The following is a 24,903-nucleotide window of genomic DNA, read 5'->3' on the forward strand; positions in this document are numbered from 1 at the left end:
CTCACTCAATAGGGATCGACCGCGTCGCGCAGACCGTCGCCGAGCGCGTTGAACGCGAATACGGTGACGAGCACGAAGCCGACGGGGGCAAGAATCCACGGGTATGTGCCGATCACCGAGTAATTGGCGGTGTCCTGCAGCATCAGCCCCCAGGAGATCAGCGGCGGCTTTACGGCGAAGCCAAGAAAGCCGAGGAAGGATTCGAGCAGGACGACGCTCGGGATATGCAGCGTGACGGCGACGATGACGTGGCTCATCACGTTCGGGAAGATGTGCTGGAAGATGATGCGCCGGTCGGTCGCACCGACGGCCATCGCCGCGCGCACATAGTCGATGCGGGCGAGCGCCAGCGTCTTGCCGCGCACCTCACGCGACATCTGTGCCCAGCCGAGCGCCGACATGACGACGATGACGAAGGCGAGGAACACGTTGGTCGGCGCCGTCACCGGAATCAGCGAGGTCAGCGCCAGGTAGAGCGGCAGTTGCGGAAAGGCGAGGACGATCTCGACGAAGCGCTGTACCCAGGCATCGAAGGCGCCGCCGAAATAGCCGGAAACCATGCCGACCGTGGTGCCGATGACGGTGACGATGAAGACGACGGTCAGCGCGATGGTGAGCGAGATGCGCGAGCCGATGATGGCGCGGGAGAGAACGTCGCGGCCGAACTTGTCGGTACCGAGGAAATGCACCGGCTGCCCATCGACCGAGCCGAAGAAGTGACGGTTCGCCGGGATCAGGCCGAAAAGCTTGTAGTCCGCCCCCTTCACGAAGAAGCCGAGCATGCGCGGATTGTCGTAATCGGGGCCGACGATCGGCTGGAACGTGACCGGGTCGAGCTCTTCGGATTCGCCCAGCGCATAGACACGCGGCGGATAGGTGAGACTGCCCTCCTTGTCGCGGAAGCTCACCATCTGCGGCGGCGCGAAGCCGGTATCGGTGGCCTTGGGGTCCATCGGCGCGAAGAAATCGGCGAAGACGGCCATCAGGAGCAACAGGCCGACGAGAACGAGGCCCATCATGCCGGTCCAGGACCGACGGAGCCGACGCCAGACCAGCGACAGGTAGCTTTCATTGCCGTTCTGCTGGCCTTTGACGGTCTCTTCGTGCGGCGGCGGGGGAGCGGATCGAAGGCGAGCATATCAGGCTCCTCCGTACTGGCGGACGCGTGGGTCCAGCATGGCAAGCAGCATGTCGGCGATGATGTTGCCGACGATCAGCGTCGCCGAAAGAACCATCATGAAGGTGGCGGTGACATAAACGTCGCCGATCGCCATGGAGCCGACGATGGCGGGCCCGACAGTCGGCAGCGAGAAGATGATCGCCGTTTCGATTTCGCCGGTCAGCATGTAGGGAAGCACGACACCCTGGTACATGACGAGAGGATGGAGCGCGTTCGGCACGGCATGTCGCATCACGACCGCGCTGCCCGACAGCCCCTTGGCGCGGGCCGTCTCGACATACTGGGCGTTCAGCGTGTCGAGCAGGTTGCCGCGCATCACGCGCATGTTGTAGGCAAGCCCGCCGAAGGTGGCGATGGCGACAACCGGCCAGACGTGGCTGACGAGGTTGACGAATTTGTCCCAGGACCACGGCGCGCCGCCATATTGCGGCGAGAAGAAACTGCCGATCTCCGAGACGTTGAACTGGAAGACGAGGAGGTAGACGATGATCAGCGCCATCAGGAAGCGCGGCACCGTCATACCCAGGAAGGAGATGCCCGAGAGCAGGCTGTCGATCCAGCTGTACTGGCGCGTGGCCGCCCATATGCCGAAGCCGATGCCGAGAAGCGAAGCGAGAATGTGACACACGAGAGCGAGCAGCAGCGTGCGCGGCAGGCGCTCGGCCACGACGTCGGCGACCGGCTTGTTGTAGAACATGCTGTAGCCGAAATCGCCTTCGGTGATGATGCCCTTCATCCAGGCGAAATACTGGACCACCATCGGCTGGTCGAGGCCGTTGGCGACACGGTAGGCCTGGGCCTGCGCATCGGCGGCTTCGAAGGATGCGCCGCTCTGGTTGATCAGCTGCGATCGGATGTAGTCGGCATAGTCGCCCGGCGGAGCCTGAATGATCGCGAACGTCACGATGCTCAGGATGATCAGGACCGGGATAGAGGACGCTATGCGCACGAGCAGGAAGCGTAACATCGGGCTCGTCTCTCCTTACTGCCAGTCGCGCCCTTCGGTGCGGCCGGCCTGTTGATCTTGTCCGGCCGCGCATCACGCGCGGCCGGTCCGTTTCTTCGGGAGGAGAACCTAGTTGATCGGACCCTTTTCGCCGGGCTTGCCGGGCAGCTGTTCGGGGAACAGTTCGTATTTGCCCTGCTTGTCGGCAGCCACCCACAGTCGTTCGCGGATGACGGAGTCTTCAGCCCAGTTGAACATGAAGATCGGCGTGCCCTGGGGGACGTTCGAGAAGCGCTTGTTGATGATCAGCGCACCCGGATATTCCGTGAGCCCGACGGTATCGACATTTTCGGTCGCGACCTTCTGGTACTGCTTCATGAGCTCGACGCGCTCGTTGTTGTCCTGGCTCGTCTGGAACTTGGTGACGATATCCACCATCTGCTGCTCGTAGGGCATCAGATCCACCTTGCCGTCCTTGCCGGCGCGGTGCTGCCAGCTGGTGCGCGGGCCAACAGGAGCGAGCTGTTCGGTGTTCTGAACCACGGAAGCCAGTTCCGGCGAGCTGCGCTGGATCAGCCAGTCGAAGCGACCGCCGTAGTGCGCGTCGTCACGCTTCGGACCGTCGAGGGCATTGAGGATGACCTTGACGCCCAGCTTTTCCATCTGGCCCACGACGCCTTCGGCAAGGCTCTTGTCGGTGGCGTAGCCGTTGTTGACCAGGAGCACGATCTCGAGGTTCTTGCCGCCTGCCGTGCCGGCCGGGAAGTTCACGAAGCCGTCGCCATCGGTGTCCTTCAGGCCGACCTTTTCAAGTAACGCCTTGGCGCCGTTGAGGTCGAAGGGATAGTAGACCACCGAATTGCGGTCGTAAAAGCTGGTGCCCGAGGACAGGCCGCCAGGATAGATCGCGGTGAACGGACCCTTGACCAGCGAGTCGCCGATCGCCTTGCGGTCGAGACCCATGGTGATCGCCTTGCGGAAATCCACATTGCGGTTCAGTTCGCGGATCGCCTGGCTGCGGGCATCCGGTTCGCCCCAGCCGTTGCCGGAAAGGTTCATGCGCATGTTGTAGCCGATCAGGCGCGGGCCGAAGGCGAGACGGGCGGGTGCCGTCTTTTCGGCGGCGCGCTTCAGCGAGGCCACGAAGTTTTCCGGCTGCTCGAGGTTCGAGATGTCGCCCGAGCCTGCCACGGCCTGTACGTCGCGGTCCGCCCAGGTGGAGAGCTTGTACTGCGCCTCGTTGAGATAAGGCAGCTGGTTGCCCTTCTCGTCCACCTTCCAGTAGTAGGGGTTGCGGCGCATGACGATGATGTCATCGGGGCGATATTCGACCGGTACCCAGGCGCCCATGACAGGCATGTTCATGTATTCGGGCGGGAAGGCGTTCTTGAACTGGTCGTAGGTGTTCTTCGAATATTTCGGATGCTGCGGCTTGAGGATATGCGACGGGCCCGGGCAGAAGTTTGGATAGGCCATCGTGTAGAGATACTGCTTCGGGAAGGCCTGCTTGAAGGTCCATTCGACGGTGTAGTCGTCGATCTTCTTCAGCGTGGTTCCTTCACCGAAAGCTTCGGGCGAAGCGCCGCCGCCGAGCGGCGAAACATTGGGATCGATAACTTCGTCTTCCCAATAGAACATGACGTCATCGGCGGTGAACGGGACGCCATCCGACCATTTCGCGCCTTCGACAAGACGCATCGTCAGCTTGAAGCCGTCCTGAGACCATTCCCAGCTCTTGGCGAGGTTCGGAAGCGGTTCGGTATCCTTGGCCTGAACCTGGAAGAGCGGTGCGGTGCGCGTCAGGCATTCGGAGAGGCCGATGTCGATGCCGCCCCAGCCTTGCGTCTGGCCGGCGCCGTAGTTCCATCCCTCGGGCCGGCCGCCGATGACGTGGCGCAGCGTGTCGCCATAGACGCCGGTGCCATCGACCATGTTGTCGGTCTTGAAGACCAGCGGTTCCTTGGGAAGACGGTCCTTGACCGGAGGAAGCTTGCCGGTGTCGACGAAGTTCTTCTTCACCCAGTCCGGCTCGTTATAAGAGGGAAGCGCCTTGAACTCCTCGATGGAGTCTCTCGATACGTAATTGATCTTGCCTTCCGCCGGAAACGGCGGCGGAGCAGGCGGTGTCGTCGGCTCGGAGGCGTAGGCGCTCAAAGCCGAGACCGAGACGCTCAGCGCCAGTCCGGCCAGAATACCAAGGTTGCGGTAATATCTCATCGTCTCTCCCTTTTTTGGTATCGAGGCGCTTGTCGGCTGCCCCGGTTCTCCTCAACGATCCGGAAACGGGCTTTCGGCTATGGCGTCCCCTCCTTGGAACGCCATAGCCACCCGTCCTCCGGGGAAGCTTACACGGCCTGCTTGAGCGCCGCCTTCTCGGCGCGGAGTTCATCGATCGAGCGGACGTTGCGGCGTGCCGCGCCGGCCCATTCGCGGGTCTTCACCGTCGACTTCGCCAGACGCTCCTTGGCGGCCGGGACCGCGTCGGCATATTGCGGCAACCAGCGCGCCTGGGCGACAACCATTTCATCGACCATCTGCCAGACCTCTTCCGGCGTCGCCACCGCGCCGACCAGCGGGTCGTGCAGGACGGCGAGCTTCAGAAGATCGATGTCGCCGCTGATGGCGGCATGAACCGACATGCGCTGGACGTTGATAGAGGCCATGCAGGTCGCGGCACACGCTTCCGGAATGGTGATGCCGGAGACCATGTTGATACCGAAGCGATCGACAAAGCCGGGCGATTCGATGATCGCATCGGATGGCAGGTTGGTGATGACGCCGTTGTTCTTGACGTTGAAGTGACCGCGATAGACCCTGCCGGTTTCCAGCGCCTCGAGAATATGGCTGGCATGTTCGTTGGAACGCTTGGCCGGATCGATCGGCTTTTCGGCCGAAGCGAGGAACTGCGGGAATTCCGTCTCGAACCAGTTGCGGGTTTCCGTCGAGTGGCGAAGGTAGCCGCCGGTTTCGCCGTGGATCCAGTCGGACATGTCGATCCACTTGGTGATCTCGTCCGGCCGTTTGCGGTACCAGGGCAGGTATTCCGACAGGTGACCATTGCTCTCCGTCGAGTAGACGCCAAAGCGCTTCAGCACGTCGATACGCAGCTTTTCCTGCTGCGAGAACACCGGATGCGCCTCGAAGGCGGCGATCAGTTCGTCCTTGCCGATCTTGCGACCATTGAGCTTCAGATCGACGAACCAGGTCTGGTGGTTGATGCCCGAGCAGATGTAGTCAAGCTCGGAAACCGACTTCGCGCCGAGCACTTCGGCGATCTGTTCGGCGCCGTGCTGGACGCCGTGGCAGAGCCCGACCGTATCGACCTTGCCGTATTCGATCGCCGCCCAGGTGTTCATCGCCATCGGGTTCGCGTAGTTCAGGAACTTGGCGCCCGGCTCGGCGACTTCGCGGATATCCTTGCAGAAGTCGAGGATGACGGGGATGTTGCGCTGGCCGTAGAGAATGCCGCCGGCGCAGATCGTGTCACCGACGCACTGGTCGATGCCGTATTTCAGCGGAATCCTGATATCGTCGGCATAGGCTTCGAGACCGCCGACACGCACGCAGCTGATGATGTAGCGGGCGCCGGTCAGCGCCTCGCGGCGGTTGGTCGTCGCCGTCACCTTGGTCGGCAGCTTGTTGGCGGAGACGATCGTGTCGAGGATCTGCTTGATCATCTGCAGATTGTGCTCGCTCATGTCGGTGAGCGCGAACTCTATGTCCCGGAACTCCGGAACGCACAGAATGTCGGTGAACAGCTTTTTCGTGAAACCGACGCTGCCTGCGCCGATGATAGCGATTTTGAAACTCATGATCCTAACCTCGATGCGATCAAAGTGCCCGGATTGGATAACAGGAAGAAGAATAGGCGGCGGGCTTGCGTCCAGCGCCGAAAAAGGCCAGAAATCCGGCCTATTCTCCTCCCCGCCGCTCTTCAAGCCCGGCGGTGTTCTCTCTCTTGGGGCGGATTATGCGTAAAATCTTCGGGGCCGCCAGAGAAGGATTATGCTTTCATGGGTAATTCTGTGCTGCGAGAATTGATCGATCGTGGACCGTCCATGCGCACGGTTTCCCTGCCACGCGGCCGACAATCCCTGCACACCATGCCGACAAGCACCGGTTACGAGGTGCGTGAGAATGCTACCTATGACTGGGACGGACGCAAGCGTGGGCAGACGCCTTTTACCGTGTTGCAGCATACGATCAGCGGCGCGGGCAACCTGCGTTACGAGAATCGAGAACTGCGGGTGAAGGAGGGCGAGACGCTGCTCGTGCTGGTACCGCACAATCACCGCTACTGGCTGGAGGACGGCGATCGCTGGGAATTTTTCTGGATATCGATGAACGGCGAGGAGGCGCTGCGCATTCACCGATCCATCCTCGCCGTCACGGGTCCGATCCTGAAGCTGCAGCCGCAGACGATCGAGCACCTCGCCGATTGCAGCCTGCGCCTGATATCGGGCGCCGAAACGCCGGGACTGGCATCATCGATCGCCTACGAGGCGGCCATGGCGCTCTATGACGACGTGTTCGGATCGCATCCCGTGTTCAGCGAGGAATACCGGACGATGCAGCACGTGATCGACTACATCACCGACAATCTGGAAAAGCCGCTGCCGGTGGAGGACCTCGCAAGGGTGGCAGGCCTCAGCCGCGCGCATTTCTCGCGCATGTTCGCCGCCAACGAAGGACTGCCGCCCGCCGAATACGTGCTGCAGAAGCGGCTGAAGCGCGCCGTCAAGCTGCTGACGAAGACCGCTCACATGCCGGTCAAGGAGGTCGCCATCCGCTCGGGCTTCGAGGACGCCAACTACTTCTCCAAGGTGTTCCGCCGCGTCTATGGCACCAACCCGACGGAATTCCGGACGACGGGCATGTATGCAAGCGTCGGCAAGGCTCGCTGACCGCGGTCGCCATCATCAGGGCAAGATCAGTCCCCAGGCTTTTCCGACGCCGCGCCATGATTGGCGTCCGACGGCGGCGGCGGTGGTGCGGATGGAAGTGGCCGCGACCCGACGTAGAAAGCACAGCATCCGATCAAGAAGCCGACGAAAAGCGCGAGCAATATTCCGGGGCTGGCGGCGAGATAGAACAGGACGTAGCCCGCCGCCATGCCGGTCAGCGCCATGGCCTTGGCGCGCCGCGATATCGCCCCTTGGTCATGCCACGCACGCAGCGTCGGTCCGAACGTCTGGTGGTTCAGCACCCAGGCTTCGAGGCGCGGCGACGAACGCGTGAAGCACCAGACGGCCAGGATCAGGAAGATGGTCGTCGGCATCAGCGGCAGCAGCGCGCCGATGAACGCGAGGACCAGCATCAGGATGCCAAGGACGAAATATCCCGCACGCAGAGTGTAGGAGGTGACGCGGCCGGGTTTCACAGACATCTTCCGGTTTATAGAGGACTGAATATCCCTTTCACGACACCGTCGTGGAATGCAAGATGCATGGAGGGCTTTCCGATGAACGACCCTACTCCGCCGCTTCCCGCAGCGTCGGTGGCTCGACATCGTGAGGTGGGTCGGCGTCGGGAAACAGATTGTGCCGCAGGCCGACCAGCGCCTTCAGGATCGCCGCCGGCGACGCAACAGGGCCGCGAACCGTATCGAGCGCGGTGTCGAGCGCCCGCGGGAGCAACGAGGCTGGCCGCGCCTCGGCCCTGCGCCTGCTCCGGCACGTCGATGACGCCGACATCGAGGCGGCCTACCGCCGTTCTGGATATCATGGTAAGGAGCAGTGGCGAAAATTCTACCGTTGATTGAGTCGTAAAAGAAACGATATAAAACCGTCACAAATAAAGAGCACCAAACGAACAAGGATGAATAGTTTCATCAACTATTGCTGTCATTATTGCAACAGCAACCGAATTAAATAGAAATTTTCAGTCAATACATCATTTTGAATGCACACATTTTATTTGCCTGAATATTTTTACTGCTATAAAAGACATTCAAAATAAAAAACACCACCCCGGAAACGCCCTTCAAGTTACCTGCAGCATGATGATGTCAGGATTGAAGAAAATGAAGGCCGCAACCACGAGTATCGATCCGAGGGACCGTAAGATACTGTCTGTATCGCGTATCCTAGGTTATGCGTTCGCATTTATGCTGATCTTCATCATCGCGATGGCGATGATCCCCAACCAGTTCTTCATCGTCTCGACACGGGCGGTGATCAACGCACCGGTGCAGCTGATCGCCTCGCCCATCTATGGCCGGGTCGACAAGATTTCGCTGCAGGTCGGACAGGTCGTCAATCTTGGCGATGTCATGGCGACGGTATCCAATCCCAACCAGGACCAGACATCGCTGACCGGGTTGCGGCTCGAGAAGCTGGATCTGACCGAAAAGCTCAACAACACGACCAGCGTGGCGGCCGAGCGCACCGAGCAGCTCAACAAGGTCAAGACGCAAATCGACAGCGTCAAGGCCGGCGTCTTGAGCGAGTTGTCGGCGGTGATCGTCAATTCCCAATTCAATGTGCAGACCTATCAGGCCCGCCTCAACGAGCAGGACGCGCTGTTGTTGCGGCAGCAGACACTGCTCAAAAAGGGCCTGATATCGGACACGAGCCTCGAGCCGCAGCGTCAGAAGCGCAACGCCGCCCAGGCCGAACTCGATTCCGCCAAGGGCGAACTGCGTCGAAACGAAATCGTACAGTCGCTCGTCGGCCGCGACATCTATACCGGAGGCACCGTCGCCGCCAATCTGCTGACACTCGAGATGCAGCGGACGAAGCTCGCGGGCGACATCGCCGAGGACAATATCGAAATCAACCAGATGACGGAGCGCAAGCAACAGGTCGAAAACCTGATCGCGCGTGAGGAAGGACGCCTGGGCAAGACCGGCGCGGCCGAAGTCACCGCCGAACGCTACGGCCAGATCGTCAGCGTCGACGCATCCTTCGGCGATTTCGTCATGCAGGGCCAGCCCGTTGCCAAGTCTCTCGACTGCACCGAAGCTTTCGCCGCGGCCGTTTACCGAAGCCGCGACGTGACCGCGCTCGAGATCGGCACGCCCGCCATGGTCAACTTCCGCAGCCTTGGCGTGAAGCGCAGCGGGCGTATCTACAAAATCGTCCGATACTTCAATTCCGGGCCAGAGAACCGCTATTTCGCGAAATTTCCCGAGGCCGAGGGCCATGAGGTCTATGTTCTCGTCAAGATCGATGAACAGACCGCGCAGGACGGCAGCGTGGCCAAGCAAAACAACGACAAATTCTTCGGCTGCAACGTCGGCGAAGAGGTCATTGTCTCGCTCGGCGAGACGATCACCTCGCGTCTCGCGCGGTACTCGAAGGCCGTCGTTGCCGGGCTGACGTCACCGGTCAGCATTCTCTCCGCATCCGCATCGCTGGACAAGACCACCGGCCCGCGATTGCCGGCCGACCAGACCGCGACACCCTGAAGGGCCAAGCTGAACGTTTACCTGCGTATCGCGAGGGGCGAAAATGAAGGGCATGAACTCGTCAATGCATGAGGTTTGGCGCGGGTTGGTCGCATCGCTGCTGGCCGCGCTGCTGCTTTCAATCGCAATCGGCGCTGCCAAGGCCGATGATACCGAGACCAAGCAGCTCGCCTGCTCGATGTGCGACGCGCTGGCGGCGAGGATGACAGGGGAGCCGGAGCAGCCCTTCGTGTTCCGCAGTTACGAGCCGGCCAATGGCGGCTCGGCTCTGCACCCGTCGCTGGAGAACACGGGCTTCACCTACGACAACGCGCTTGTGATGATGGCGCTCTACGGCTGTCAGCGCAAAGCCGAGGCCCGCCGGGTTGCCGATGCGCTGGTGGTCGCGCTCGAGACCGACCGCCGCTACAACGACGGGCGGCTGCGAAACGGCTACCGGTCGGGCCCCGTCATTCCGGGCAAGGACGGCATGCTGCTTCCGGGCTATTGGAGCACGGCCAGCAATTCCTGGGTCGAGGACGGCTACCAGGTCGGCACGGCCACCGGCAGCACCGCCTGGGGCGCGCTCGCCATGCTGATGGCCTACGAAGAGACCAACCAGCAGGCTTATCTCGACGCCGCCCGCAAGATCATGACTTGGATCCATCGCAACACCGCCGACCCGAAGAATGTCGGCTATCTCGGCGGCTTCTTCGGTCACGAACCGACGCCGGAGCGGATGACCTGGAAATCGACGGAGCATAACCTCGATATCTACGCCGCCGACAGCTGGCTTGCCCGGCTGGATCCGGGGGCGACTGGGCATATCAGGGCGACAGCGCCCTGCAGTTTCTTAAGGCCATGTGGAACGAGGCCGAGGGCCGCTTCTACATCGGCAGCGCGCCCGACAGCAACGCACCCAATGTGGCCATGTCGGGCCTCGATGCCGAACTCTGGCCATTGATCGCGGTTCCCGAGTTCAAATCCAAGGCCGACCGCGTCATGGAATGGACCGATCTCAACCACGGAGTGGACGGCGGCTACGATTTCAACAGCGACCGCGACGGCATCTGGCTCGAAGGCACGGCGCAGGCGGCCCTGGTGTTTCGCGAGATCGGGCGGCCCGAAAGGGCCGAACCGCTTTTCGCCACGATCGCCAAGCAGCGCGCGCCCAACGGCCTCGTCTACGCCACGGCGAACGAACAGCTGACAACAGGCCTGCAGGTCGGGCCGAACTCCGCGCCCGGCGACTTCAAATACTACCGACTGCCGCATGTGGGTGCGACCGGTTGGGCCGTTCTCGCCGCTCTCGGCATCAACCCCTTCGTCGGCCGCAACGGCCAGGCGACGACCAGCAGCAAGGATAGTCCATGTCCCCCGAAGTCGTAACCTTGTCGGACTCGATTCTCTTCTCACTGCTGGCGATCGCCCTGATCGTGGGCTGCGCCTGGCTGCTGGATGCCAGTCGCGGCAAGGATCGGGTCATTTTCGGCACGATCCTGATCGTGATGCTCCTGAACTACCTGTATTTCCGCATCACCAAGACCCTGCCGGATTTCGAGTGGAGCCCCTACGCGATCTGGCCGCGCTTCTATCTCGGCTTCGAGGTGGTCGTCATCTTCTACACGGTGCTGTCGATCGTCTTCTTTTTCAGACGGACCGACCACAGCGACGCCGCCGACGCCAGCGAAGCGCTCATCGCGCAGCATTCGCGGCACCCGGCCGTCGATGTCTTCATCTGCACCTACAACGAAGAGCTCTCCATTCTGGAGCGCACGATCCTCGCCGCCAAGGCGATCGACTACAGCAATTTCACGGTTTGGATCCTGGATGACGGACGCCGCGACTGGCTGGAAGACTACTGCAACGAGATCGGCGTGCGCTATCTGAGGCGTGGCGACAATGTCGGCGCCAAGGGCGGCAACATCAACAACGCGGTCAGGCGTTCCGCCGAAGAGACCAACGCGCCCTTCATCCTCATTCTCGACGCCGATTTCGCGCCGCAACGCGGCATCCTGAAACGGACGGTAGGCCAGTTCATCGATACTGAAATCGGCCTGATCCAGACGCCGCAGTTCTACTACAATGCCGATCCCGTCCAGCATAACCTGCTGGCCTCGAAGGCATGGGTCGACGATCAGCGCATCTTCTTCGACGTCATGCAACCCTCCAAGGACGGCTGGGGCGCCGCCTTCTGCGTCGGCACGTCATGTATCGTGCGCCGCGATGCCCTGGAACTGATCGGCGGCATGCCGCAGGAAACGGTGACGGAAGACATTCACCTCACCTACCGTCTGATGCAGAAGGGCCTGAAGACGCGTTGGCTCAACGAACGCCTGAGCGTCGGCCTCTCGGCGGAAAGCCTCTCTGGCTATATCACCCAGCGCTGCCGCTGGTGCCTGGGCACGATACAGGTGGCACTGCTCAAGGATGGGCCCTTCCTTGGCCGCGGCTACACCTTGATGCAACGGCTGCACTATTTTCACGGCCTGCTCTTCTGGTTCTGCCGTCCCTTCATCCTGCTCCTGATGGCGGCGCCGCTGCTCTTCTATTTCCTCGGCCTTCCCGCCATCCTGATGGAGCCGGAGGCGTTCTTCCTCTATGCACTGCCGATGGTCGCGGCCATGTGGACGTTCCATTCCTGGGTTTCAGGACGGCGCAGCCTGCCGCTGTTTACCGAGGTGTCGCAGATGGTGTCGGCGATCCCGATCACCATCGCCCTTATCCACGCCCTGTTCCATCCGTTCGGCCGCCCCTTCAAGGTTACGGCCAAGGGCGAGGATCGTGGACGCGTGGAAATACTGTACCCGATCGCCGCGACGTTCTTCGCCATCATCGTGCTGACCTTCATCGGCATGCTCAACGGGCCGTTGCTCAGCACTTACAACGATCTCGACGGCTTCAGCATCGCCTGGGGCATGGTCGTCATGGTCTACGCCTTCGTCTCGATGCTCGTCTGCATCGAACTCCCCCGCGCGCCACTGGAGAAGCTTGAGCTTTCGCTTGCACGCGAAGGCCAGATCGCCAGCGGCGGAAAGGCGTCACGTTGCATGATCGATACGATCTCTGTCGATACCGCCAGGATCACGATGAACGAGGATAGCGCGCTCAGCCAGATGCGCCTCGGCGACATCCTGATCTTCGCGCCCTTCGACAACTTCGACGTCGCCGGGCAGATCACGAGCATGGACCGCGCGAATGCCGGCCTGTCGCTTGCCATCGTCGCCGTTCGCGACAGGCGCGACGACTACGAGATCAGGAAGGGCGCCGAGGATATCAGGCGCAAGATGGTGCAGCGCATGTTCAGCGAAATGCCCGAGGTGATGCCGGCGCGGGCCTTCCCCATTCTCGCCGTCCAGGGACTGATGCAGCGCATGTTCGCGCGGCCGGCGGTTCTGATCGGCGACATCGAGCCCTATACGCTGAACGGGCGCGAAGCGCCGCGCAAGTTCCACAAGCCGCGCTTCTTCTCACCGAAGGTTCCGCTGCTGCAACTCGGCGGCGGGGCGGTGCCGCCGGCTGCGGCCGAGTGATCCGGCCTGTGCATCCGGAAGGAAAATGCCGGACCTCATCGAGGCCCGGCATCTCTGTTGGCGGGTAGCCGTTGGGGCAAAGCGATTCAGCGCCAACCCAGGGCGGGAGCGACGTGGGTCAGGATCTGCTCGACCACATGCGCGTTGTAATCGACGCCCAGCTGATTGGGCACGGTCAGCAGCAAGGTGTCGGCCTCGGCGATCGCTTCGTCCTTGGCCAGCTGCTTCACGAGGGCATCGGGCTCGGCGGCATAGCTGCGGCCAAATATCGCCCGCGTCTTCTCGTCGATAAAGCCGATCTTGTCGTCGCCCTGACCGCTGCCGCCGAAATAGGCCCGGTCGCGGTCGTCCACCAGCGCGAAAATGCTGCGGCTGACGGAGACGCGCGGCGTGCGCGCGTGACCCGCTTCCTTCCAGGCTTCGCGGTAAGCGCGGATCTGCGCGGCCTGCTGCACATGGAAAGGTTCGCCGGTCTCGTCGTCCTTCAGCGTCGAGCTCTGCAGGTTCATGCCGAGCTTCGCCGCCCAGACCGCCGTCGCGTTCGACCCGGAGCCCCACCAGATACGCTCACGCAGACCCTCGGAGTGCGGCTCGAGACGCAACAGACCGGGAGGATTGGGGAACATCGGGCGCGGGTTCGGCTGGGCGAAACCTTCGCCGCGCAGAACGTCGAGCAGGACTTCGGCATGACGGCGGCCGATATCGGCATCGGAACCACCCTCGGGCGGCTGATATCCGAAATAACGCCAGCCATCGATCACCTGCTCCGGCGAGCCGCGACTGATGCCAAGCTGCAAACGCCCGCCTGAAATCAGGTCGGCGGCGCCAGCGTCCTCGGCCATGTAAAGCGGGTTCTCGTAGCGCATGTCGATGACGCCCGTGCCGATCTCGATACGGCTGGTCTTGGCGCCGATCGCGGCAAGCAAGGGGAACGGCGAAGCGAGCTGGCGAGCAAAGTGGTGAGCGCGGAAATAGGCGCCATCAGCCCCAAGCTCCTCGACAGCGACCGCGAGATCGATGGATTGCAGCAGCGCATCGCCAGCTGAGCGCGTTCCGGATTGCGGCGACGGTGTCCAATGTCCGAACGAGAGGAAGCCGATTTTCTTCATGATTTAGCACCGTGGCAGCGTGATTGACGAATGGTAGCTTCATCGCACAGTTCCGGCGGCGGATACAGGTTCGCGTGTGTGACCACAGTGTCAACGCTTCATCGCGTCGAGCGTCAGCCTCACGTCGACAAGCATGGTCCAGAATCGAAAAAGCCTGCCGCGGGAGGAGGTGCGGCAGGCTTTCGAAAAGAACCGAACAACAGCTGGGAGGAGGAGTGCTGTTGTTCCTCAGGCGACCCTGGGAGGAGGAGTGGGGCGCCTGAACCACGAAGCTCTGCGGGAGGAGGTGCATCGCTTCGTTGAAAATGACTATATCCGGTTTCTGTTCATTTTGTAGGCGTTATTGTGCAGTGCAGCCATGCATCAGGCGCATGGAATAAAAACCCGACGCATGTATGACGTATTTTGCTGACCGAAACGCAGAAACGCCCGCTGCGATCGAGCGGGCGTTTCTCAAGGCAAATGGATTTGCGAAAGACTTACAGCGCCACGGAAGCGCGGGCTACGGCGCGAATGTCGCCGCGGGCGATGCCGAGGTCATTCAGTTCGCGGTTGCTCATCCGGCCGAGTTCGGTAACGGTCTGACGGTACTTGCGCCAGTTGTTCAGGCTGCGTGCTACGTTCATGGTGATCCCCTTTCCTGAGGTTCGTTTGACGTCAGCAACCGTGATTGGCTCCAGCGTCGTTTGATGTCGCTAATATAGGAGCTCCTGTCCAAGCAAAACAGCGACAATGCGTCACGCCACCCATGCGTGAAATGCAGAGGTCCACCTGCCGAGGAAAATATCGGAGTTAAGCCCGGAAGCGATCGAAGGCCGTCAGGCGCCGGATTGGAGGGTCGGCATCCGGCCAGCGGTAGATATCCGACCGGAGAAAGGTGAGCTCATCCTCGAGCGCGCCCTCGTCCACTTCGACCCACCACGACTTTGGACGGCCGTCGCTGCCGTCTGACCAGCGATAGCCGCGTGCCTTCAGGTGATCCTTCATGTCGAAGGGGCTGTTTTCGGCATAAATGCGGATGCGCGCGTGCTGGCTGGCCGCATAGAGTTCCGAAAACGCGGTGCCGGCACCCGCACTTTGGCCGAGCACCTCGAGCAATGCGAAGCAATCATCGACCGCGCGATGGCCATCGTGGAAATAGCCCGCCTGGCCGACAAGGTAGCCAAGCTTCGTCCCTTCGAAGCCACGGGCAGACCAGTCGATCTCCGCGTTTGAGCAGGCCCATGCCTTGCCTGCAAAAATCTGCGAGAAAGCCTCACAGAACGGCCGGTCGAAACCGGCATTGTGGGCGATGATGAGGTCGGCGGGCTCGATCAGGGCTTTCAACGCCGTCAGATCGATCTCCTGGCCCGCAACCATCGCATCGGTGATGCCCGTCAGCTTGGTGATCTCTGAAGGTATTGTCACCGTCGGCTGCTGCATACCACCGTAGACGCCGGTGACGTCACCGATATTGCCGTCGTGGTCGAAGCTGAAGGCGATGACGCCGATCTCGATGATCTCGTCCTTGCGGTGGCTGAGACCCGTTGTTTCGGTATCGAGGATGACGCCACGGAGCGGAAAGCCGGCGCGCTTCGTCGTCGCGACCGCGCGTGGCTCAAGCTTCTTCAAGATCCGGTAGCGACCTGTTTCAAGCAGGCAATCGACCATGCCCTGCTCGCTGACCTCGACTGGAGGCTGCCTCTTCAGCGGCACCTTGCGCGCGGTTTGTCCGGAGGACTGGCTCGCGCCGCCCGAGAACATGTCGAACTGTTCTGCCATTATCCCTGATCTCTGCCGTCGTCCCCGTTTCGCGGCCGTAGCGAACGAATCGAGTGGATATACCCGTAAAAACAATGGGGAAATCGAGCTGATCGGCAAGGATAAACAGCAAGCGGAGACCACCAACGCTCACAGAGGTCATAAACGCTGTGGACAAAACCAAGGGATCGGGCGGCACGTCAGCACCGGCACGGAAGCGTAAAACTACTCCGCGACGAGCCCGCTTCGCCGCAGGAGCGAGAGCAGCACCAAGGGGATCAGCGTCGTCAGCACCACCGTGACGAAGGCCATCGCCATGCCGAGACCGATCGACCCCTGCTCGAACTGCCGCCAGATAAAGACCGAAATCGTCTGCATGCCGACAGGCGCGACCAGGATTGACGCGACCAGTTCACGGGTGGCGACCGCGAAGACAAGCAGCATCGCCGTGACCAGGCTCGGCGCGATCAGCGGCAGCAGGATGCGACGAAATGCAGTGAAGGCGCTGGCGCCGCAGACGCGCGCGGCGGCTTCGAGATTGTCGCCGATCTGGTGCAGCGCGGCCGTGGTGTAGCGCATCGTTTGCGGCAGGAGGATGCAGCAATAGGCCAGGAGCAGGATAAGCGGGGTGTTGTAGGGCGTGATCGGCAGCACCGGCTGGTTCCACGCCAGAATAAGCCCGACGGCGACGACCACACCCGGAAGGGCATTCGGCAATGCCGTCAGAAGATCGAGCACCATGCGGCCGCGGAACTTTGTCTTTGCCACCGCATAGGCCGAGACGGCGCCGAGGATGCCGGTCAGCAAGGCGGTGCCCAACCCGAGCGCGAAGCTGTTTCCGAGCGCCCGCAACGCCCCCGCGCTGTTATCGGCGATCGCTGCGAAATTGGAGAAGCCGAGATTGCCGATAGCCAGGCCGCCGGAGATCGTATTCGATAACGCGGTCGCCAGGATCGCCAGAAGCGGGATCACGGTGGCAAGCGTCGTCACCAGCCCAAAGAGCAGCAGAACCGGAATGGTCATCACGCCAAGCGGGCGCTTGTCCTTGGCCTGCGGCTTGCCTCCCGTGGTCACGTAGGAGCGGCGGGAAAGTATCCAACGCTGCGTCATGAAGGCAGCAAGCGACAGAATGACCAGCACCAGCGAGAAGACGGCGGCGCCGGCAAGGTCGATGGGCCAGTCGGAAATGCGCAGGTCGATCTCGGTCACCAGCACGTCGAAACCCGAGCGACGACCGAGCGCCGCCGGCGTACCGTACTCCTCGATCGCCGCGGCGAAGACGAGGAGAAGGCTGGCGGCCAGCCCCGGCGTCGAAAGCGGCAACGTTATGCGCCAGAAGGCACGCCAGGACGAAGCGCCGAACACGCGGCCCACGTCGGCATAGCGCGCACCGACCGCTTCGATCGTGCGCGAAACCGCGAAGTAGACAAGCGGAAAGGTGTTGAGCGCCATTACCGTCGTCATACCCGCCAGTGAGAACAGGAAGGGGGCGAGGTGGACGCCGGTCAGCTGCTGCAGATAGCCGCGCGGCTGCAGCGTCATGATCCAGCCGAGGGTCGCGATATAAGGCGGGATCATGAAGGGAACGAGCAGCGCCACGTCCCAGAAGATCGCGAAGGGCACCTTGAACAGGGCGCGGAAGACGGCAAGCGGCACCGCCAGCAGGGCTGCCGCCAACATCACGCAGATGCCGAGAACGACGGAGTTGCCGCTCATCCGCAAGAGCTTGGGATCGGACAGCATCTGCGGAAGATGCAGAAAAGGGGCGGCAAGAGAACTCCGCCCCAGATCAGGGAAAATCGCCTGTAGGACAATGAAGACGAACGGCACGGCCACGACGACAATCAAACCCGATGTCGCCACCCATGCTATCGGCCCGGTGCCGGCTGCGCCGTTCGCTTTCATACTCTTCAGTCTCAGTTGCCGGCAGCGAAGATCTTGCCGAATTCCTTCAGCGTCTCGTCGCGCTTGCCATAGACGGCAGCGGCATCGATCTTCAGAACCTTGAGATCGGCAACCAGCGGACGGTTGGCGGGGATGTCGCTGCGGGCCGGCATCAGGTAGGTGGCGGCGACCAGCTTCTGGCCTTCGTCGGACAGCATATAGTCGATGAACTGCTTGGCTTCATCCTGATGCTTCGACCAGTTGAGGATCATCGCCGGACGCGGGGCGACGACGGTGCCGGAAGCCGGGAAGATGACGTCGATCGACTCGCCCTTTGCCTTGCCGGCGAGCGAGATGTAGTCGACCGCGCCGAATACGGCGGCCTTCGCACCCTGCAGAACCGGGTTCAGCGCTTCGGCATTGGCGCCGGCGACAACCGCGCCGTTGGCATCGAGCTTGGAGAAGAGGTCCCAGCCCTGGCTACCGGAGAGGGCAGCCACCAGTTCGAAGCTTGCACCCGACTGCGCAGGATCGGGCAGGTTGACCATATCCTTGTACTCAGGCTTGGCGAGGTCGGCCCATTCGGTCGGCTTCGGCGTGTTGCTTGCAGGGTTCCAGGCGATGCCGAGCGCGGACACGCCCTGTGCGACGGCCGTCTCGGACTTGAGGAAATCAGGAACCTTGGCGGCGTTCGGGCTGGTGTAGGAAACGAGCCAACCACGCTTGGTGAAGTCCGTCGCCGTATCCCAGGATGCCGAGATGAGGACGTCGACGACAGGATTGGCGGCTTCGGCTTCGATGCGCGCCATGATCTTGCCGGTCGTTGCCTGGAATACCTCGACCTTGCTGCCGGTCTGCTTCGTGAAGCCCGCGGCGAGCTTCTCGATCAGGCTGCCCGGGCCGGCGGAGTAGACGGTGATGTCCGCATGCGCGACGCCTGCAGTAAGTACGCCGGCGATGAGGGCAAGGCCCGCACCGAAGAATGATCTGCTCATATGTGCCTCCATAAGTGGTTGATATGTTTTATTTACGCGTGAACCAGCGCATGTCCCCGCTATCGATGACGAGGCTCACCACCTCGCCCGCGACAACGCGCTGACGCGCCAGGAATGTGAGTTCGCTTGCATCGGGGCGCGCACCAAGCGCGACCGTGGTCAAATAGCCGTCGCCACGAAACTGCGAGTGGACGACCTCGGCGGAAAACCCCTCCCCCGATGTCAGGCGTACGGCCTGAGACGGCAGCAGCACATGCGTCGCGCCAGCGGGGGCCGTATCGTCCTTCAGCACGATGCCGGTTTGCTTGAGACGAAGACCGTTATCCCCGCGAGTGACCGGAACGACGCAGCCGAGGCGCAGAAATTCCGCGACCTCGGGCGTTGCCGGCGCGCTCACCAGCGTCTCGGGTGCCGCCATCTGTTCTATGACACCGCCACGCATCACGGCGACCTGATCGGCCAGCGAAAACGCCTCGCTCTGATCATGGGTGACATAGATGGCGGTGAGACCGAGATCCGACATCAGCGCGCCGATCTCACGCACCATGGTCTCGCGAAGCTCGCGGTCGAGGTTCGACATGGGCTCGTCGAAAAGGACGATGGCGGGCTCGGCGACGATCGCGCGGGCAATCGCAACGCGCTGCTGCTGCCCGCCGGACATATCGCTGATCCGCCGGGCGCCGAAGCCGCCGAGGCCAACCCGCTCGAGGGCCGTCGCGACACGCCGCTCGCAGTCCTTTCGGCTGACACCGCGCATCTCCAGCGGGAAAGCGATGTTGTCCGCGACGCTTAAGTGCGGCCAGAGCGCATAATCCTGAAACACCATGCCGAGGCCGCGCTTTTCCGGCGGCACGAACAGGCCACCCGCGGCATCGGCCACCAAGCTTCCGTTAATCCTTACGTTGCCTTTGGTCGGCGCCAGCAGGCCGGCCACCAGTCGAAGAAGGGTGGTCTTGCCGCAGCCCGACGGGCCGAGCAACGCCAGAACCTTGCCCTTTTCGAGCGCGAGATCGACGTTCTTGAGGACCGCGTTCTGGCCAAAATGCAGGCTGAGACCCGACACCGACACGGCGGCTGGTTGTGCAGAAAAAGTGGATGTCATGACAATCAACGGAGAAAATTTAGCCGCTTATAGTCAGGCCGAATGACACTTTCGTGACACAATCGTGAACGTGGGATGTATGCTGCCATGGCGTTTCGGAGCGCCGATCCGGCGAGATGCGGAGCGGAGGGCAAAGATCCCCCCGCTCCTTGTTTCAACAGGCTGATGGCCTCAGGCCGCGGAGGCAGCGGTCTTGCTCGATGGAAGCGTCCGTCGGTCCAGCGCGCCGCTCCAGAGCGTGAGAACGAGGGCTCCGACGACGAAGATGGCGCCGACCCATGGCGTGGCCCCCAGGCCGAGCGACGAGGCGACCACGAGGCCGCCGACCCAGGCGCCGGCGGCGATGCCGAGATTGAAGGCGGCGATATTCAAGGCCGAGGCGACGTCGACCGCTGCAGGGCGAACCACGCCGGCGAGCTGCACGACATAGATCTGCAGGCCCGGCACATTGGCGAAGGACAGGAAGCCGAGGGCCGCAAGTGTCGGGATCGCCAGCCATGGCGAAACGGCGGTGAAGCTGAAGATGGCGAGAACGATGGCCTGCGCCGTGAACAGCCAGGCAAGAGCCTTGATCGGATCGCGGTTCGCCAGGCGTCCACCTATGATGTTGCCGATGGCGATCGCGATGCCGTAGAGCACCAGGATCAAGCTGACGCTCGATGCCTGGAAACCGGTTACCTGCTCAAGGATCGAGGCCAGGAAGGTGAAGGTGACGAAGGTGCCGCCGTAACCGAGAGCGGTCATGGCGAAGACAACAAGCAGACGACCGCTGCCGAGAACCTTGACCTGCTCGGTGATCGTCGCCGCAGGCGCCTTCTTGAGGTTTGTCGGCAGAAGGATCCAGAGACCCGCGAAGGCGATGACACCGAGGCCGGCGACGGCCGCGAACGTCGCGCGCCAGCCGAAGGTCTGGCCGATGAGCGTACCAAGCGGAACGCCGGTTACGATCGCCACCGTCAATCCCATGAACATCATGGCAATGGCGGAGGCGCGCTTGTCTTCGGGAACGAGATCCGCGGCGATGGTGGAGCCGACCGAGAAAAAGACGCCGTGCGCGAAGGCGGAGAGAACACGGGCGACGAGCAGAGGTGCGTAGCCAGGGCTGAGCGCTGCCATCGTGTTGCCGAGGATAAAAAGGGCCATCAGGCCGAGAAGCAGCAGCTTGCGATCAAGGCGACCGGTCAGCGCGGTGAGGATCGGCGCACCGAAGGTGACGCCGAGCGCGTACACGCTGACGATCAGGCCGGCAAGCGGCAGATCGATCTGCAGATCATTGGCGACAGTGGGCAGGAGCCCGACGATGACGAACTCCGTCGTGCCGATCGCGTAGGCCGCGACCGTCAAGGCAAAAAGGGCAAGGGGCATTGTGAATCCATCCATTGACGATGCCGACAAGCGGCGAGTTGGGATGGCTGGAATATGGCCCGATGACATTACCACGATAAGCAGCTACATTTCCTCAACAGTTATGAATTGAATTCACAGGAACAGGCAAGTGGACAACACCGTCGGCGAAATGGAAGTCTTCGTGCATACGGCGAGGCTGCAGAGCTTTTCGGCCGCGGGGCGCCTGCTGCGCATGTCGCCTTCGGCGGTCAGCAAGCTGGTGAGCCGGCTGGAGGAGCGCCTCAAGACCCGCCTGGCGGTCCGGACCACGCGCAGCCTGCAGCTGACGCCGGAGGGCGAGGTCTATCTCGAGCGCGCGCAGCGCATTCTCGAGGATATCAAGGAGGCCGAACAGATCGTGTCGACAGGCGGCGAGGTCGCGCCGCGCGGACGGTTGCGGGTCAGCGCTTCGGTGGCCTTCGGGGTACGCCATGTCGTGCCGCTGGTGCCGGAGTTCCTCGCCCGCTACCCGAACGTCCAGCTCGACCTCTCCCTGACCGACGGCATCATCGACATCGTCGAGGAGCGCGCCGATGTCGCGATCCGCTCTGGCAATCTGCGAGACACGTCGTTGAAGGCCCGCAAGCTGATGGACAGCCGGCGCGTCGTGGTGGCGGCCCCGAGCTATATCGAGCGCATGGGAAACCCGGAGAAGCCGACCGATCTCGACCGGCACAACTGCATGACATTCAACTTCCGGCAGACATGGGAAGAGTGGCCGTTTCGAGACCCCGCAACCGGGCAGACCTTCTCAAAGGCGGTCCATGGCAATGTCGAAGTGAACAACGGGCCGACCATTCGCAGTCTTTGCCTGGCGGGCGTCGGGCTTATCCGGGTGGGCAGGTTTCACGTGCAGGAGTACATCGACGACGGTCGCCTCGTACCGGTGCTGGAGGCGTTCAACCCGGGAGATATCGAGCATATTCACGCCGTCTACCCCGGCCACCCGCATCTCGCCAGCCGCATCCGGGCGCTCATCGATTTTCTCGCCGAACGGATCTAGCCGAGAAAGTCAGCCTACCAAGCGGAAACGGCGCAAAAGAGGCGCACCGTTTCCATGTTTCAACTCAACGTCCGTATCCTAGAGACCTGTCGTCTTCATCAGCTGCTCAGGATAACGCTCGCCCTCGACCTGAATGGCGGCCGCGGCGGTTTCGATGCGTGCGAGATCGTCGACGCTCAGCGCGATGTCCGTCGCGCCGAGGTTTTCCTCGAGACGGTGCAGCTTCTTCGTGCCCGGGATCGGTACGATCCAGGGCTTTCGAGCCAGCAGCCAGGCCAGGGCGATCTGTGCCGGTGTCGCCTTCTTGTCTTCGGCGATGCGCTTCAGGAGATCGACCAATGCCTGGTTTTTCGCCATTGCTTCGGGCGTGAAGCGCGGCAGCAGCTTTCGGAAATCGCCCTCGCCGATCTTCGTGTCGCTGGTCATCGCGCCGGTCAGGAAGCCCTTGCCGAGCGGGCTATAGGCAACCAGCGCAATGCCCAGTTCCTCGCAGGCTTCGAGAATGCCGTTGGTCTCCGGCCCGCGCGTCCACAGCGAGTATTCGTTCTGCAGCGCGGCGACCGGCTGCACCGCATGGGCGCGCCGTACGGTCTGTGCGCCCGGCTCCGACATGCCGAAATGCTTCACCTTGCCTTCCGCGATCAGATCCTTGACCGTGCCAGCCACATCCTCGATCGGCACGGCGGGATCGACCCGGTGCTGGTAGAGGAGGTCGATGACATCGACGCCGAGGCGCTTCAGCGACCCCTCGGCCGCCTTGCGGATCTGCTCGGGGCGACTGTTGACGCCGGCCATCTTGCCGTCAACGATATTAAAGCCGAACTTCGTGGCGATCACGACCCGGTCACGCATCGGCCTGAGTGCTTGACCAACAATCTCCTCGTTGGTGTAGGGTCCATAAACTTCGGCGGTGTCGAAGAAGGTCACGCCACGTTCCACGGCCTGCCGGACCAGCGTCACGCTATCCTCGGTGCTCAGCGCGTCGCCATAACTGAAGTTCAAGCCCATGCAGCCGAAGCCGAGGGCCGATACTTCAAGTCCGCTTTTTCCAAGTATTCGCTTCTGCATCTTATGCTCCTTGAGGACGGCGCTCGCCGTCTTGCGTCGGTATGAGCGGGACGTGACTTTGGCACCCTGGGACGGAAGTCGCGATGCTTCCCATATCTCCCAAGCACGCCGGATACGCCCGAGCCAGCAAGCTAACACCATGCCCAAGGCCGCATTAGATCATGATTTCGGCATGAACTTATGCTTCTGGATCATGAGTAAGAGAGAAACAAGCGAACATTGATGAACCGCCGATCGCGCCTACATCAAGCATTATCGGCGGCTGTTGCCGTGCACCTTTCAGGGAAGGGGGTCGTCCATATGAAGGGATCGAAGACGATTGTGCAGATGAGTGTGCGCGAACGGCAGGATATCCTGGCCGCCGTTGCCGATGCACTTGAAACCAGTGCCAAGGAGGCATTGATAGAGGGCAATGCGAGTTTCGCCGCGAGCTCGGGTAACCTGGCGCTGACCATTCGTGGCAGCGTGCATGGACTTGCGAATACCGATCTCAAGGCCGCCGAGTTCCTGTTGCAGCAAGCCATGACACTGATCGAGCAATTCCGCTTTCGCGACCCGCATCGGCCCGAGACGCTGACGCTTCATTGAGCCGAGAATGGACGCAGACCGGATGATTGCGGCTATCTGAGCGGCCGTGATCAAACGCATCCGCGTACCTCTTCAGACGCCGACAGCCGGAAACGTCAGTCGCGGTTGCTATAGAGCGCGCTGGAGCGCTCGAGGTGCTTCAGGATCGCCGCTTCCGCGCCGTTTGCATCGTTGGCGGCCAGACAATCGAGTATCTGTTCATGCTCGACCAGCGTGAACTTTTCCTTGCCGGTCCAGATCAGCATGTCCGTGTGGTAGGCCTTCAGCCATGCCAGCATCGCCTCGCTCACGGCGACGAAGATCGGGTTGCCCGAGATCTGCGCGATCCGCGTATGGAACTGCATGTCGGCGGCGATGAATTCCTCCGCGTTGCCGAGCGAACGGCGCTGCTCCTCGACGATGTCGCGAAGGTCATCGATGTCGGCGGGCGTGGCCTTGACCGCCGCTTCGCGCGCCATGCCGCGTTCGAAGAATATGCGTGAACTCTTCAGATGGTCGAGCGAGTCGGCGGACTGCGCCAGCATGATCTTGGCCGTCAGGTCGACCTGGCGGAAAATCGACCTGGCGGTCAGTTGCAGAACCTTGGCGCGCTCTCCGTGCGAGATATTGACCAATCCCATGTTGGCCAGCGACTGCATCGCCTCCCGGATCGCCGGCCTTCCGACCCCGAAGCGCTCCATCAGCACCCGCTCCGAAGGCATTTCGTCGCCGGGGCGAAGCTCGCCCGACGTGATCATTCTCTCCAGTCGATCGAAAACCTCATCGGATAGTTTACGACGCACGATCTGTTCGATTGGCTGGCTCATGGTGTCTCGCTGGCTCACAATATCCCTCCTTTATGCATGCTAGCGTTACGGCAAGAAAGGCCGTCGTCTGAAATCGGTCGGTGGTTCCTTCAAAAAATTTTCGTTGCAGAAATTGGAATACTCATTATACCAGTTCACGAGTTGACGCCATGGCAAACTTTCGGCCGAGGCAGGAG

At 61.9% G+C, this 24,903-nt stretch carries 21 protein-coding genes and 1 pseudogene; 7 read left to right on the forward strand and 15 right to left on the reverse strand.

The genetic code is table 11. The features are described 5' to 3' along the window. Positions 1-5: 5 nt before the first annotated feature. From P3R82_RS03865 to P3R82_RS03880, 4 genes and pseudogenes are all read right to left on the reverse strand, one after another. A pseudogene (locus P3R82_RS03865) lies at positions 6-1,115 on the reverse strand (ABC transporter permease); the annotation flags it as partial. Between the two features lie 24 nt (positions 1,116-1,139). Further along, positions 1,140-2,147, reverse strand: a complete 1,008-nt coding sequence (locus tag P3R82_RS03870) for an ABC transporter permease (protein ID WP_183898379.1) — start codon at positions 2,145-2,147, stop codon at positions 1,140-1,142. Positions 2,148-2,255: 108 nt separating this feature from the next. Continuing rightward, positions 2,256-4,343 (reverse strand): ABC transporter substrate-binding protein, encoded by a 2,088-nt coding sequence (locus tag P3R82_RS03875; RefSeq protein ID WP_283193069.1) that lies wholly within the window; start codon positions 4,341-4,343, stop codon positions 2,256-2,258. A gap of 128 nt (positions 4,344-4,471) precedes the next feature. Next, a complete protein-coding gene (locus tag P3R82_RS03880; protein ID WP_283193070.1) occupies positions 4,472-5,938 on the reverse strand; it encodes an alpha-glucosidase/alpha-galactosidase in 1,467 nt (488 codons plus the stop codon). A gap of 201 nt (positions 5,939-6,139) precedes the next feature. Here P3R82_RS03880 and P3R82_RS03885 point away from each other — a divergent pair, with 201 nt between their 5' ends. Then, positions 6,140-7,030 (forward strand): AraC family transcriptional regulator, encoded by an 891-nt coding sequence (locus P3R82_RS03885; RefSeq protein WP_183898382.1) that lies wholly within the window; start codon positions 6,140-6,142, stop codon positions 7,028-7,030. Between the two features lie 26 nt (positions 7,031-7,056). Here the strand turns inward: P3R82_RS03885 and P3R82_RS03890 are convergent, their stop codons facing one another. Both P3R82_RS03890 and P3R82_RS03895 read right to left on the reverse strand, forming a co-directional pair. Continuing rightward, the gene (locus tag P3R82_RS03890) at positions 7,057-7,512 is read right to left on the reverse strand and encodes a YbaN family protein (protein WP_283193071.1); all 456 of its coding nucleotides are present in this window, start codon (positions 7,510-7,512) and stop codon (positions 7,057-7,059) included. 85 nt (positions 7,513-7,597) lie between these two features. After that, the gene (locus P3R82_RS03895; protein ID WP_283193072.1) at positions 7,598-7,762 is read right to left on the reverse strand and encodes a hypothetical protein; all 165 of its coding nucleotides are present in this window, start codon (positions 7,760-7,762) and stop codon (positions 7,598-7,600) included. A 470-nt stretch (positions 7,763-8,232) separates the two neighbouring features. On the opposite strand from P3R82_RS03895, the gene P3R82_RS03900 reads away from it, so the two are divergent. From P3R82_RS03900 to P3R82_RS03915, 4 genes are all read left to right on the forward strand, one after another. Then, entirely contained in the window at positions 8,233-9,534 is a 1,302-nt protein-coding gene (locus P3R82_RS03900) for an HlyD family efflux transporter periplasmic adaptor subunit (protein ID WP_283193073.1), read from the forward strand. A 64-nt stretch (positions 9,535-9,598) separates the two neighbouring features. After that, positions 9,599-10,477, forward strand: coding sequence for a hypothetical protein (locus P3R82_RS03905; protein ID WP_283193074.1), 879 nt, complete (start codon positions 9,599-9,601; stop codon positions 10,475-10,477). After that, on the forward strand, positions 10,444-10,902 hold the full coding sequence (locus P3R82_RS03910; protein WP_283193075.1) for a hypothetical protein: 459 nt from the start codon (positions 10,444-10,446) through the stop codon (positions 10,900-10,902). Before P3R82_RS03905 ends, P3R82_RS03910 begins: the two co-directional genes overlap by 34 nt. Next, positions 10,884-13,046 (forward strand): glycosyltransferase, encoded by a 2,163-nt coding sequence (locus P3R82_RS03915; protein WP_283193076.1) that lies wholly within the window; start codon positions 10,884-10,886, stop codon positions 13,044-13,046. Before P3R82_RS03910 ends, P3R82_RS03915 begins: the two co-directional genes overlap by 19 nt. Positions 13,047-13,132: 86 nt before the next feature. On the opposite strand, the gene P3R82_RS03920 is transcribed toward P3R82_RS03915, so the two are convergent. From P3R82_RS03920 to P3R82_RS03950, 7 genes are all read right to left on the reverse strand, one after another. Continuing rightward, complete coding sequence (locus P3R82_RS03920; protein WP_183898388.1) at positions 13,133-14,155, reverse strand: LLM class flavin-dependent oxidoreductase; 1,023 nt, start codon at positions 14,153-14,155, stop codon at positions 13,133-13,135. A 479-nt stretch (positions 14,156-14,634) separates the two neighbouring features. Beyond that, positions 14,635-14,781 (reverse strand): DUF1127 domain-containing protein, encoded by a 147-nt coding sequence (locus tag P3R82_RS03925; protein ID WP_283193077.1) that lies wholly within the window; start codon positions 14,779-14,781, stop codon positions 14,635-14,637. A 166-nt stretch (positions 14,782-14,947) separates the two neighbouring features. After that, a complete protein-coding gene (locus P3R82_RS03930) occupies positions 14,948-15,898 on the reverse strand; it encodes a 3'-5' exonuclease (RefSeq protein ID WP_283193506.1) in 951 nt (316 codons plus the stop codon). 222 nt (positions 15,899-16,120) lie between these two features. After that, positions 16,121-17,800, reverse strand: coding sequence for an iron ABC transporter permease (locus P3R82_RS03935; RefSeq protein ID WP_283193078.1), 1,680 nt, complete (start codon positions 17,798-17,800; stop codon positions 16,121-16,123). Between the two features lie 11 nt (positions 17,801-17,811). Further along, positions 17,812-18,774: an ABC transporter substrate-binding protein gene (locus tag P3R82_RS03940; protein WP_283193079.1), complete on the reverse strand. Its 963-nt coding sequence runs from the start codon at positions 18,772-18,774 to the stop codon at positions 17,812-17,814. A gap of 28 nt (positions 18,775-18,802) precedes the next feature. Next, a complete protein-coding gene (locus P3R82_RS03945; RefSeq protein ID WP_283193080.1) occupies positions 18,803-19,876 on the reverse strand; it encodes an ABC transporter ATP-binding protein in 1,074 nt (357 codons plus the stop codon). 171 nt (positions 19,877-20,047) lie between these two features. Further along, positions 20,048-21,241, reverse strand: coding sequence for an MFS transporter (locus P3R82_RS03950; RefSeq protein WP_283193081.1), 1,194 nt, complete (start codon positions 21,239-21,241; stop codon positions 20,048-20,050). 130 nt (positions 21,242-21,371) lie between these two features. On the opposite strand from P3R82_RS03950, the gene P3R82_RS03955 reads away from it, so the two are divergent. Continuing rightward, positions 21,372-22,265 carry a LysR family transcriptional regulator gene (locus tag P3R82_RS03955; RefSeq protein WP_283193082.1) on the forward strand — a complete coding sequence of 298 codons (894 nt, stop codon included), beginning with the start codon at positions 21,372-21,374 and terminating at the stop codon, positions 22,263-22,265. Positions 22,266-22,343: 78 nt separating this feature from the next. On the opposite strand, the gene P3R82_RS03960 is transcribed toward P3R82_RS03955, so the two are convergent. Further along, the gene (locus tag P3R82_RS03960) at positions 22,344-23,333 is read right to left on the reverse strand and encodes an aldo/keto reductase (protein ID WP_283193083.1); all 990 of its coding nucleotides are present in this window, start codon (positions 23,331-23,333) and stop codon (positions 22,344-22,346) included. 300 nt (positions 23,334-23,633) lie between these two features. Here P3R82_RS03960 and P3R82_RS03965 point away from each other — a divergent pair, with 300 nt between their 5' ends. Continuing rightward, on the forward strand, positions 23,634-23,921 hold the full coding sequence (locus tag P3R82_RS03965; RefSeq protein WP_047504423.1) for a hypothetical protein: 288 nt from the start codon (positions 23,634-23,636) through the stop codon (positions 23,919-23,921). A gap of 95 nt (positions 23,922-24,016) precedes the next feature. Here the strand turns inward: P3R82_RS03965 and P3R82_RS03970 are convergent, their stop codons facing one another. Next, on the reverse strand, positions 24,017-24,727 hold the full coding sequence (locus P3R82_RS03970; protein ID WP_283193084.1) for a transcriptional regulator NanR: 711 nt from the start codon (positions 24,725-24,727) through the stop codon (positions 24,017-24,019). Positions 24,728-24,903: the final 176 nt, after the last annotated feature.

It is taken from the genome of Rhizobium sp. AN80A (assembly GCF_030053015.1).
In the GTDB taxonomy this organism is placed as follows: Bacteria; Pseudomonadota; Alphaproteobacteria; order Rhizobiales; family Rhizobiaceae; genus Rhizobium; species Rhizobium metallidurans.